Annotated in this window: 12 protein-coding genes; 9 read left to right on the forward strand and 3 right to left on the reverse strand. The window is 34.3% G+C overall.

All coding sequences use genetic code 11. The features are described from left to right. Window positions 1-8 precede the first annotated feature (8 nt). The 4 genes from BLQ19_RS12605 to thrC are packed head-to-tail and all read left to right on the forward strand — an operon-like array spanning window position 9 to window position 3,803. Window positions 9-935 (forward strand): homoserine kinase, encoded by a 927-nt coding sequence (locus tag BLQ19_RS12605; RefSeq protein WP_074538592.1) that lies wholly within the window; start codon window positions 9-11, stop codon window positions 933-935. A 31-nt stretch (window positions 936-966) separates the two neighbouring features. Next, entirely contained in the window at window positions 967-2,004 is a 1,038-nt protein-coding gene (locus BLQ19_RS12610) for an acyltransferase family protein (RefSeq protein WP_074538593.1), read from the forward strand. Between the two features lie 4 nt (window positions 2,005-2,008). Continuing rightward, complete coding sequence (locus BLQ19_RS12615; protein WP_139150259.1) at window positions 2,009-2,458, forward strand: hypothetical protein; 450 nt, start codon at window positions 2,009-2,011, stop codon at window positions 2,456-2,458. Window positions 2,459-2,510: 52 nt separating this feature from the next. Next, entirely contained in the window at window positions 2,511-3,803 is a 1,293-nt protein-coding gene (gene thrC, locus BLQ19_RS12620) for a threonine synthase (protein ID WP_074538594.1), read from the forward strand. 96 nt (window positions 3,804-3,899) lie between these two features. Here thrC and BLQ19_RS12625 read toward each other — a convergent pair whose 3' ends face one another. Both BLQ19_RS12625 and BLQ19_RS21730 read right to left on the reverse strand, forming a co-directional pair. Then, window positions 3,900-4,847 (reverse strand): polysaccharide lyase family 7 protein, encoded by a 948-nt coding sequence (locus BLQ19_RS12625; protein ID WP_074538595.1) that lies wholly within the window; start codon window positions 4,845-4,847, stop codon window positions 3,900-3,902. Window positions 4,848-5,058: 211 nt separating this feature from the next. Continuing rightward, window positions 5,059-6,792: a polysaccharide lyase family 7 protein gene (locus tag BLQ19_RS21730; protein WP_029448670.1), complete on the reverse strand. Its 1,734-nt coding sequence runs from the start codon at window positions 6,790-6,792 to the stop codon at window positions 5,059-5,061. 254 nt (window positions 6,793-7,046) lie between these two features. Here BLQ19_RS21730 and gcvT point away from each other — a divergent pair, with 254 nt between their 5' ends. The 5 genes from gcvT to BLQ19_RS12655 all read left to right on the forward strand — a co-directional run bounded on the left by gcvT (window position 7,047) and on the right by BLQ19_RS12655 (window position 10,973). Beyond that, window positions 7,047-8,132 (forward strand): glycine cleavage system aminomethyltransferase GcvT, encoded by a 1,086-nt coding sequence (gene gcvT / locus BLQ19_RS12635; protein WP_029445972.1) that lies wholly within the window; start codon window positions 7,047-7,049, stop codon window positions 8,130-8,132. Then, window positions 8,132-9,046, forward strand: coding sequence for a glutaminase (locus tag BLQ19_RS12640; protein WP_074538596.1), 915 nt, complete (start codon window positions 8,132-8,134; stop codon window positions 9,044-9,046). The genes gcvT and BLQ19_RS12640 overlap by 1 nt, the downstream gene beginning before the upstream one ends. A gap of 3 nt (window positions 9,047-9,049) precedes the next feature. After that, the gene (locus tag BLQ19_RS12645) at window positions 9,050-9,871 is read left to right on the forward strand and encodes a sugar nucleotide-binding protein (RefSeq protein WP_024480143.1); all 822 of its coding nucleotides are present in this window, start codon (window positions 9,050-9,052) and stop codon (window positions 9,869-9,871) included. A gap of 25 nt (window positions 9,872-9,896) precedes the next feature. Next, on the forward strand, window positions 9,897-10,184 hold the full coding sequence (locus BLQ19_RS12650; RefSeq protein ID WP_024480142.1) for a 4a-hydroxytetrahydrobiopterin dehydratase: 288 nt from the start codon (window positions 9,897-9,899) through the stop codon (window positions 10,182-10,184). Window positions 10,185-10,262: 78 nt separating this feature from the next. After that, window positions 10,263-10,973 carry a YebC/PmpR family DNA-binding transcriptional regulator gene (locus tag BLQ19_RS12655; protein ID WP_024480141.1) on the forward strand — a complete coding sequence of 237 codons (711 nt, stop codon included), beginning with the start codon at window positions 10,263-10,265 and terminating at the stop codon, window positions 10,971-10,973. Window positions 10,974-11,071: 98 nt separating this feature from the next. Here the strand turns inward: BLQ19_RS12655 and BLQ19_RS12660 are convergent, their stop codons facing one another. Next, window positions 11,072-12,094, reverse strand: a complete 1,023-nt coding sequence (locus tag BLQ19_RS12660) for a hypothetical protein (RefSeq protein ID WP_074538597.1) — start codon at window positions 12,092-12,094, stop codon at window positions 11,072-11,074. Between the last annotated feature and the right edge of the window lie 21 nt (window positions 12,095-12,115).

Genomic DNA, 12,115 nt, shown 5'->3' on the forward strand with positions numbered 1-12,115 from the left:
TGTAGGCTATGAATGCAAATGAAATTAGAGTTTTCTGTCCAGCAACTATTGCTAATGTCTCTTGCGGATTTGATGTTTTAGGACTCGCTTTAGATGCTGTAGGTGATGAAATGGTGGTTAGAAAAACAACTCAAAAAGGCATCAGAATTACCAAGCTTATAGGGCAAGATTTACCTATGGAAACTCTACATAATGTAGCGGGTGTTGCCGGTTTAGCACTGTTAGCACAAAGTGATTACGAAGGTGGTTTTGATATTGAAATTTATAAAAAAATAAAAGCAGGAAGTGGAATTGGTAGCAGTGCTGCCAGTTCTACTGGTGCTGTTTGGGCCATGAATGCCCTTTTAGGCAAACCTTTTTCTCCATTAGAATTGGTGAAATTTGCCATGGAAGGAGAACGTTTAGCAAGTGGCGTAGCCCATGCAGATAATGTTGCTCCTGCCCTCTTTGGCGGTTTTACGCTCGTACGCAGCTACCAACCATTAGATGTTATTAAAATAAATACACCGAAAGAATTATATGCTACCGTTATTCACCCTCAGATTGAAGTAAAAACATCTGATTCTAGACGTATCTTAAAGACTACTATTTCTTTAGAAGACGGAATTAAACAATGGGGAAATGTGGGCGGATTAATTGCAGGCTTATTTACAGAAGATTATGAGCTAATTGGAAGATCATTAGAGGACCATATTGTAGAACCCATTCGTTCTATTCTTATACCTGGCTTTGACATGGTAAAACAAAAAGCAATAGAATCTGGCGCATTAGGTTGTGGCATATCCGGTTCTGGCCCCTCAGTGTTTGCATTAAGTAAAGGTATAGAAACTGCAAAAAAAGTAGCACAGGCCATGACTGATGTATACGATAAAATTGGGATAGATTACGACATTCATGTATCTAAAGTAAATACAGAAGGAATTAAAGTTTTATAAATAAGTTTGATGTATCGTTAAATTAAGGATTTTGAGATTAGATCAATTAACATTTTCTAGATTCATAGCTGCCATAGCAGTTGTAATATACCATTACGGCCTAGAAGTGTATCCTTTTAATTTAACACCTTTAAGAACATTATTTGAGCAAGGAAACATAGCGGTAAGTTACTTTTTTATACTCTCGGGATTCATTATGATCATTGCGTACCATCAGCATAAAAAATTAGAATTCTTAGCGTATATTAAGAAAAGATTTGCTCGGATTTATCCTGTGTACTTCTTGGCATTAGTGCTTGTTTTAGCTTTTAAATTATATTACCACAAAGACAGTGAACTCGGCAATCTGTTTTTGAATTTACTAATGCTCCAAAGTTGGATTCCCGGTAAAGCCTTAACGTTTAATTACCCAGCTTGGTCATTGGCTGTAGAATTCTTTTTTTACGCGTTATTTCCATTCTTATTCAATACGTTTTATAGCAAGCTGTCCCTTAAAAAATTACTATTTCCGATACTGAGTATTTTTACTTTAAGCCAAGTTGTGTTTCATTGGGGAATATTCTCAACATCCTACACAGGGTATCCTTCAAAATTTCATGAGTTCCTATTTTATTTTCCACCGATGCATTTAGCAGAGTTTTTAATTGGGAATTTAGCAGGCATATTTTTTGTAAAAAAACTACAGTACCATATTAAAAATTATGATTTAGGTATTTTAATACTTCTTTTCATGATACCGATTATATTATGGTACAATACGCAATTAAATTTTCACAATGGATTATTAGCCTTGCTGTTCATCCCTCTCATTTTACTTATGAGTGCAAACTCAGGATATATTGCTAAGATTACGAAATATGGTCCCTTAATTTTTTTAGGAGAAATAAGTTATGGCATCTACATTTTACAGAGTCCTGTATTTGCTTGGACTAAAGCACTATTAAAAGATTACAGCATCACTAACGAAACCACAAAATTCTATATAGCAACCGCTATGCTAATTGCGTGTTCAGCACTTTGTTTTACCTATATTGAAACACCATTACGCAATTTTTTTAAAAAATTTTAAGCCTATGAAAAGTATCCGACTATTATTTGTCTTAATTTTATTTTCGACTGTAGCCCTTGGGCAAGAAATACGAAAAGAAAGTTTGTTTGAAGGGACTTACAACAATGAGCCCATTCAAATTTACATTCAATCTTTTATGCAGGAATGCACCGGAGATATTTATTATAAAAGTATTGTACGTTTTCTTGATGCGGATAGAAATGAGAAAACTTGGCGAAAATTTGTAGTTTATGCAAATGACAATAATGGTTTTTTATTGGTAGATGACTACTGGAATTCTGGCAGGTACACTAACTACCTTTTTATTGAACAAAATGGATCTGAATTTAAAGGATATATTAAGAATGAAAAAATACCAAAAAAAGAAGTTTCCTTATATAGAAATACAATACGATCTGATTTTTCTGAACTAAGAGAAGAAGTTCAAAGCTTTGAAGATACGGATGATTGCTAGCCAACACTACAAGACATTATAAAACAACTCAAAAACTCCAAATTAAAAGAAAATGAATTTTTACAGCCTCAACAAAAAAGCCCCGAACGTAAGTTTTAAAGAAGCAGTAATTAAAGGTATTGCTCCCGACCGCGGTTTATATTTTCCTGAGAAAATTACTCCACTAACTAGTGATTTTTTTGAAAATATAGAAGATATGTCTACGATAGAAATTGCCCATAAAGCAATTAGACAATTTGTCTCTGATGACATTGATGATGATAAACTCAAAACTATATTAGAAGACGTTTTAAACTTTGACTTTCCTGTTGTGGAAATTAACAAAAATGTAGGAACCCTAGAACTGTTTCACGGCCCTACACTAGCATTTAAAGATGTAGGTGCTGGTTTTATGGCTAGGTGTTTAGGCCATTTTTCTGAAGGTAGTAAAAACGAGGTGACGGTATTAGTGGCTACCTCTGGAGATACTGGAGGTGCTGTTGCTAATGGTTTTTTAGGCGTAGAAGGTGTAAAAGTTGTAATCTTATACCCTACAGGTAAAGTAAGTGATATTCAAGAAAAGCAACTTACCACACTGGGCAAAAATATTACCGCCTTAGAAGTAGATGGTACCTTTGATGATTGCCAAACCATGGTAAAAACCGCCTTTCTAGATCAAGATATTACGAGCCTAAAACAATTAACCTCTGCCAATTCTATAAATGTAGCACGCTGGTTACCTCAATTATTCTATTTCTTATTTGCTTACAAACAAGCAAAATCTCAAGGAAAAGAGATTGTGTTTTCTATTCCGAGTGGAAATTTTGGTAATATCTGCGCAGGTATTGTTGCGCAACAACTTGGGATGCCTGTAAAGCATTTTATCGCTGCTACAAATGTAAATGATGTAGTCCCTAGATTTATGAATACGAAGAGTTATGATCCTAAACCTTCAATAGCGACTATATCGAATGCTATGGATGTAGGAGATCCTAGTAATTTTATAAGAATTAGACATATCTATAAAGATGACTTTAGCACCATAGAGAAAAATATATCTTCTTATGCGTTTACAGATGAGGAGACCAAAGAAGCCATGTTAGAGCTGTATAATGACTATAATTATATTGCAGACCCTCATGGAGCGGTTGGCTATTTAGGGCTTAAAAAATACCAAGAAACAAATCCTGACACTTATGGTATTTTCCTAGAAACAGCACATCCTGTTAAGTTTTTAGATATTGTAGAAGATACGATAAAAGAGAATATAGATATTCCTAAAAAGATTATCAAACAAATGAACAAAAAGAAAAAATCTATTAAAATCTCTACCTATGATGAATTAAAAAACTATCTGGTAGGTTAATTTTATTTGTACAAAAATTAGCATTAAAAAAGGGTATTCACATTAAATGAATACCCTTTATTGCTATCAACTAAATAACAAAAAATTATCGTTTTTCTAAAAGTGTTTTGCGAAGAAGTCATAAACAACAACTTCACCATAATTTAGAGGATCATCGGTATCACTACCTTCTTTTTCAGAATTACTTTGCGTATAGTTCCCAATTTTGAAATAAGACTGGTCATAATCTAAATCCATTAGCACAGCATTGCCTTCATCTAAAACAAGGTATTGTGTGGCTGTACCATTTTCATAGTTTGCCTTTAAATCTCCATCTTCACTATAATAACAGTAATGCTTACCATCTATGACTTCAAAAATTACTTCGTGGTTAGTTCCTAAATTATAATCTGTTTTTATGGTAACATCGGTTCTGAGTTTATTACCATTAAAGCTTAAAAATAAATGAGCATCTTCCAACCTTAATACCATAGCATCATCAATCCCAGCCTCTTTATCGCCATGAATTTGAGTTCCTACAACATGACTTTTATTTATAGGTAGCTGCGTAAATGCTTGTTTTACGTAAACTACATGTGTACCTGTGGTAGTCCAGTAAATATCAGCAGTACCATCTTCTGTTCTCTCTCTAAGTTCAGAGCGTATATAGGTAGAGTTTGTTGTGGTATTGTTAGTACTTCTAATTGGTGCTCTAAATACAATTCCGTTTTTAGCTTCATTCACATAGAAATATTCATTGTTATCCTCATCACAAAGGGTCTTATCTTCTGTTCCATCAGGATACGTAATTTTCCATTGTGCACAATTAGCCATCAAATCTGCCGGAATTTTAGCGGTGCCACTCGTTTCATCAGGAGTAGTGTCATCTTCTGGAACTGTTGGATCCTCAGGTTCCTCTACTTCTTCTACCGGAGTCTCCATTTCTTCAGCTGCACTAGTATCTTCTTCTAATGGACTTCCTTTATCTGAGCAATTTACATTTGCGCCTAAGATGGCAATAGCTATAAAAAATTTAAAAAAAGTAGTACCTAAGCTTTTCAACATAATTAAAATTTAAAATTACTTTTTGGTAAACCAAATTGGTTCACCAATTACAAATATCGTAAATAAATCGTAGCTATAGCGCTGTAAATTTAATATTTCGTTGAATGGCTTCAACTTTATCAAAAAATAGACCTAAAAAAAAGGGTATTCACATTTCTGCGAACACCCTTTACTGTTGACTAACTTACTCAAAAAAATTAAAAACTATTCCTTAATCATGATCTACGAAAAAATCATAAACCACTACTTCACCATAATTATTAGAGTTTCCGGTAGAACTACCTTCTTCTTCCGCATTACTTTGTGTGTAATTTCCAATCTTAAAATAGGATTGATCATAATCAATATCCATTAATACACTATTACTACCATCCTTTACTAAATAAGAGGAAGCTGTACCATTAAGATATTTACTTCTTAGATCACCATCTTCACTATAGTAACAATAATGCTTACCATTTTTAACTTCGAAGATTACTTCATGAACAGTTCCTAAGCTATAGTTAGATTTTACCGTTACATCACTTCTAAGTTTATTACCATTAAAACTTAAAAATAAATTAGAACCTTCTAAACGTAAAACCATTGCATCATCAATACCAGCAGCTTTATCACCATGTATTTGAGTGGCTACCAAATGATTTTTTTCAATAGGTAAATGTGTAATTGCTTGTTTTACATAAACTACATGGGTACCATCTGTAGTCCAGTAAATATCAGATTTACCATCTTCCGTTCTTTCTCTAAGTTCAGATCTTACATAATCAGAATTAGGAGTAGTTCCGTTATTACTGCGAATAGGAGCTCTAAATACCATCCCATTCTTTGCACTATTTACAAAGAAATATTCATTGTTAGCCTCGCCACAAAGTGTTTTATCTTCTTCTCCGTCAGGATAGGTGATTTTCCACTGGTTACAGTTACTCATTAAATCTGAAGGAATAGAAGCATTCCCTGTTGGCGGGTTGGTTGTACCTCCACCATCGCTCTCGCCACTAAACACTTGAACCTCTGCTAATGATAATGCATTTGTTCCTTTTAGTTTAATTCGAACTCTTGATCCTGTTACGCCACCTGTACTTATGGTTACTGAAGGATTAGGTGTGCTTGTAATAGTTGTTTTATAAACTTGTGTCCCTGCATCATTGTATACAAAAACATCAAAATTATTTAAGCGTGAAGAACAACAGCTATCAGTTCTGTTCCATATAACAATATCTCCAATGGTATAATCATCACCCAAACGCACTTGCCACCATGGGGAAGAACTATTAGAGGTATGCGTTACACTACCTTGACTCCAAGCTCCTGAAGTATTCCCATCTACAGCAAGACCAGGAAGACCTGCACTAGAAGAATAGTTAGAAGATTGTTCTGCTGTTTTACCTAAAGCAAGATTATCACTTACCGTAGTTTGACTAACACTTACTGGAGTAATTTTAATCCAGTTAATGTTCCATCCACCACCTGTTGCAAGTAATTTTAATGTACTGGTCCCTGCAGATAAATTAACGGTTTTAGAGGTGGTTACCCAACTTTGATATCCTCCTGTAGCCGCTTTATTTACATTTGATAATTTTGTATTCCCTTGGTAAAAATCAAACTTAGATGCGTTGGACTTAGAAGCTACTCTAAATTCAAATTTGTAGCTTCCTGAAGCTGGCACCGTCAGTGAATATTCTAGATAATCTCCTGAGTCTATCCATCCAACATTACTACCTCCTCCACTATCCGAAGTAGATTCTGTTTGGATACCCTTCATACCATCAAAGTTTTCTGCTTGAATGGTCTGCGCATTAGTCGATGAAATAGTCACGTTAGGCGACACCAATAAATTTTCATCTGAAAGATCGTTTTCGGCACAATTAAAAGCTAAAGCTAAAATTGGCACTGTTAAAAGTCTTAAAACTGTTTTTGACTTCATCAATTTTTGTGTGTTTTTCATAATACTTAAGTTGAGTGTTTCAATTGGTACTCCAATTTGGATTACCAATTTGGTTGACCAATTATAGACCCGAAATATTTAAATTCCAAATTAAATGTCATTTAATCGATGAAATCCATCTTTTTGACCGATTTTTTTAAAGAATTGATAATCTTGAAGAAAATAATGTAAGACTGTTCAATGAATATTCTCTGGCATTAAAGTGACATATCTAACATATTTTCAATAATTTTGAACGACTAAATAAATTAGAAATGAAAAACACCGCATTAACAGAAATACACGAAAAATTAGGCGCCAAACTTGTTCCTTTTGCAGGATTTAATATGCCTGTATCTTATGAAGGCGTAACTATTGAACATGAAACCGTAAGGGCTGGCGTTGGTGTATTTGATGTTTCTCATATGGGAGAGTTTTTAATTAGTGGACCAAATGCTCTTTCATTAATTCAAAAAGTAAGCTCTAATGATGCCTCCAAGCTCTCTATTGGTAAAGCTCAATATAGCTGTATGCCAAATGAAACCGGCGGTATTGTTGATGATTTAATTATTTATCAAATAAAAGAGGAGCAATACTTATTAGTAGTAAATGCTTCTAATATTGAAAAAGATTGGAACCATATTTCAAAATACAATACGAATATTAGTGCAGATATGCGCAACATATCTGAAGACTATTCCCTATTGGCTATTCAAGGACCGAAAGCTGTAGAAGCAATGCAGTCTCTTACCAATGTAGATTTAGCTACTATTAAATTTTACACTTTTGAGGTCGCACCGTTTGCAGGTATTGACAATGTTATAATTTCTGCCACTGGTTATACTGGTTCTGGAGGTTTTGAAATTTATTGCAAAAACACAGAAGTAGCACAAATTTGGACTAAAGTATTTGAGGCTGGAGAAGATTTTGGAATTAAACCAATTGGCTTAGCCGCTAGAGATACCTTACGTTTAGAAATGGGGTATTGTTTATATGGCAACGATATTAATGACACCACGTCCCCTATTGAAGCAGGTTTAGGATGGGTTACAAAATTTACTAAGGATTTTGTAAATAGCGAAAATTTAGCCAAAGAAAAAGCAGAAGGTTCTAGCAGAAAACTTATTGCATTTGAACTTGATGAAAGAGGTATTCCGCGTCATGATTATGAGATCGTAAATGCCGCAGGTGAAAAAATAGGTATAGTTACTTCTGGCACCATGTCTCCATCAATAGGAAAAGGAATTGGTTTAGGATATGTACCTAAAACAGCGAGCGCATTAGGCGAAAAAATTTATATTCAAATTAGAAAAAAAGCAATCCCTGCAACCATAGTGAAATTACCATTTTATAAAAATTAATGATTAAATACCCCGATATACTTCACAACATACAACTGGAAATTAATAAGGTTCCTGATCGAGGGAACGTGGCGAGTTATATTCCCGAGCTCTCAAAAATAGATCCTCATAAATTTGGTATGCATATTATTGATGCCAACCAAAATGAATTTTCCGTGGGCGATTCTGAAGAAGCTTTTTCTATTCAAAGTATTTCTAAAGTTCTCTCACTGAGTCAAGCAATTGGTCTTATCGGAGAAGAGCTTTGGAGTCGTGTTGATGTAGAACCATCGGGAGACCCTTTTAATCATTTATCGCTATTAGAACAAGAAAACGGTATTCCAAGAAACCCCTTAATAAATGCAGGGGCCATTGTTGTTGCAGATATACTCGTGTCTAAACTGAAAAATCCTAAAGAAGATTTTTTAACATATATACAAGAGATATCAGGAGATAAAAGCATTAATTTTGATGCTGATGTTGCTACCTCTGAAAAAGAAACAGGTTTCAGAAATTATGCAGCCGCCAACCTATTAAAATCATATGGGAATTTACACAATGATGTAGATACCGTTCTTGATTTTTATTTTCACCAATGTTCTTTAGCTCTAAACTGCAAGCAGCTTACCAAGCTCTTTTTCGTATTTATGAACCGCGGAAAATGTTTGCAAAACAAGACTTATTTAACCACCAGCCAAGTAAAACGAATTAATGCATTAATGCTAACATGCGGTTTTTATGATGAAGCCGGAGAATTTGCTTTTGAAGTGGGGCTGCCTGGTAAAAGTGGTGTAGGCGGAGGAATTGTGGCACTTTTACCCGACAACTACTGTGTAGCTACATGGTCTCCGGGACTTAATAAAAAAGGAAACTCTAAATTAGGCATGTTAGCGTTAGAGATGCTAACTACTGCAACAAAGCAGTCAATTTTTTAAAAGGTGGATAAAAAGAAAATTCTTATTCTTGGAGCCAGTGGCTTTATAGGCAATGCTATATACAAAGAGTTATGCAACTACTTTAATACCTATGGCACCTATTTTACTGCGCGCAAAGGTTTTGATAAAAACAAACAGTTCTACAGCTATAATTTAGAAGAAGACGATATTCACGAAATTTTAGAACTCGTACAACCAGATATTATAATATCTGCTTTGCGAGGTAGCTTTCCGGCGCAAATTATTGCACATGAACACCTGGTAGAATATGTAATGCAAAGTCATTGTAAGCTGTATTTTATATCATCTGCCAATGTATTTGATTCTTACAGCAAATACCCTTCTTATGAATATGACAAGACCTTATCGGAGAGTATCTACGGGCGCTTAAAGATAAAAATTGAAAATATGTTGCTTCGTATTCCTAAAGAAAAAATGGCCATCCTAAGAGTACCTATGGTTTTTGGAAACGGTTCACCTAGAATAAAGGAAATGAAAGCAAGTATTTTAAATAATGATCCCGTAGAAGTATTTCCTAATCTAGTTTTAAATGTGACCCATGATTTGAAACTTACACAACAAATACATTATTTAGTAAGTAAAAACAAAAGCGGTATTTATCATTTAGGAAGTAATGACTTGGTGCATCATGATGAATTTGTAAAGGAAATTTTAAAACGTGTAGGAAATTTTTCTCCGCTATTTAAAAGTGTTTACACCACCAATGAGGAGCGCTATTTGGCCGTTTTACCAAAAGATAACAAACTACCTAAAAACTATCAAACCACCTATGAAGAGATTATTAACGATCACGTTATAGGTTAACATTATATGTATTAAAAAAAGAACTATGGAAGCATTAAATTTATTAGAAATAGAACGTATTTTAGAACAATTAGACGGTTGGGAATATGTAGACGGCGCCATTGAAACTTCTTTTCAATTTGAAAATTTCAAAGAAGCTTTTACCATCATGACTCGTATTGCATTTGAATGTGAAGCACAAGGCCATCACCCAGATTGGAGCAATGTTTACAATTCTTTACATATTCGATTAAACACACATGATGTAGAAGGTGTAACCGAAAAAGACTTTAGATTAGCTAGAGCTATAGAAAGTATTGTTGATAGTGAATAACCTATCTTTGACTTTCACTTGTTAAAAATGCAAATTATATTAAATTTGTACCTACTAATATTATAATCAGATTTAGAAATGGGAAGAGCTTTTGAGTTTAGAAAGGCACGTAAAATGAAAAGATGGTCCGCAATGTCTAAGGCGTTTACGCGTATTGGAAAAGATATTGTAATGGCAGTAAAAGATGGCGGCCCAGACCCAGATACTAATTCCAGATTAAGAGCTGTTATACAGAATGCAAAGGCTATTAACATGCCCAAGGATAATGTAGAGCGCGCAATAAAAAGAGCAAGCGACAAAAGTCTTGGCGATTTTAAGGAGGTTCTTTTTGAAGGCTACGCACCACATGGTATTGCTATCTTAGTAGAAACAGCTACAGATAACAACACAAGAACCGTTGCGAATGTCCGTAGTTATTTTAATAAATGTAATGGGAACATGGGAACTTCTGGTTCCGTAGAATTTATGTTTGACCATACATGTAATTTTAGAATTCCCGCAGAAGGTATTGATCCTGAAGAACTTGAATTAGAAATGATAGATTTTGGTGCGGAAGAAGTTTTTGCTGATGAAGATGGTATTTTAATCTATGCTCCTTTTGAAAGTTTTGGAGCCATTCAAAAAGAATTAGAAACCAGAGAATTGGAAATTTTATCTTCTGGTTTTGAAAGAATTCCGCAAGTAACTAAAGAATTAAATGAAGAGGAAGCTGCTGATGTAGAAAAACTTCTTGAAAAATTGGAAGAAGATGATGACGTTCAAAATGTCTATCATTCTATGCAAGAATAAGATTCTTTCATTTTTCTTATGATAAAAAAAACCTGTTGAAGAAGTTCAACAGGTTTTTTAGTACAACACACAATTTATAAATCAACCTGAAATTCTTATTAGTTAGCGTAAAAATATAGCGAAGATGCCATTGCTAAACTTGTATTGATGGTTGGTGATAGATCTCCTCCAATAGTACTATTTGAAAAAGAAAGTACTCTACCTCCACCATTAGCAGCTTCCGCTATAAAGACAGTTTTTGTAGTCGCATCATATTCTGCTGCAACTGGGTTTCCTAATAATGTATTACTACCCGCTACCCGCACTTGATTATTTGCAACAGCCATAGTATCACCATTATTTACAGTGTCAAATTTGTTTTCAAAGTCTGAGATAATATGAAAGACACCATCGGAATCTGAGGCAGCATCACCAACATCTGTCAAAATCATTGTTCCGTTATCATAAGCCAGCCCATGAGTTCTTACAATACCTTCTATCGCGATTCTTTTAGAAGCACTTACTGCTGCATTTGTGGTGTTCATCGTTGTAAAATTGGTATAAACAGCTAATTCATTAGTCTTATCTACTACAGCATATAAATCTCCATTAACGAATTCGATACCCCACAAAGCAAAATCTGTAATTACAATATTGCGCAAAGTTAGTGTTCCATTGGTTTTAGTATATACAAACAACCTTCCGTCTGGAGTCGTAGTATCTCCATCTACATCGCTATTATCCGAAACAACGACAATATCATTATAAACTGCAATATCACGAGGACTTTGTAAATCTGAAGCGCTTGAAACAGTCGCTGAAATTGTAGCGCTAGCCAAGAATGTAGAAATATCAGAATAAACATTTAATTGGTTTGATGATCTCGAAGCCTGGATTACTTCATCTATAGCTGCATCATAGTAAATTCCTTCTGCAGCTGTTGAAGTAGTCGTTAAGGTTTTGATCTCTCCAGAAAGTATATCAAGAACCGTAATGTTTCCATCTGAATTATTAGAAACATACAACTGAGAACTTTTAATTGTATTGATTCCTGAATCATTATCATCATCATTATCACATGAAGAGAATGCTATCAATGTAAGAGCAGCTAGTAAGCTACAGCTAAATACGTTTTTTTTCATCTTTTAAATTTTATAGTTTTC

Origin of the sequence: Cellulophaga baltica (assembly GCF_900102165.1) — a bacterium.
Classification (GTDB): domain Bacteria; phylum Bacteroidota; class Bacteroidia; order Flavobacteriales; family Flavobacteriaceae; genus Cellulophaga; species Cellulophaga baltica.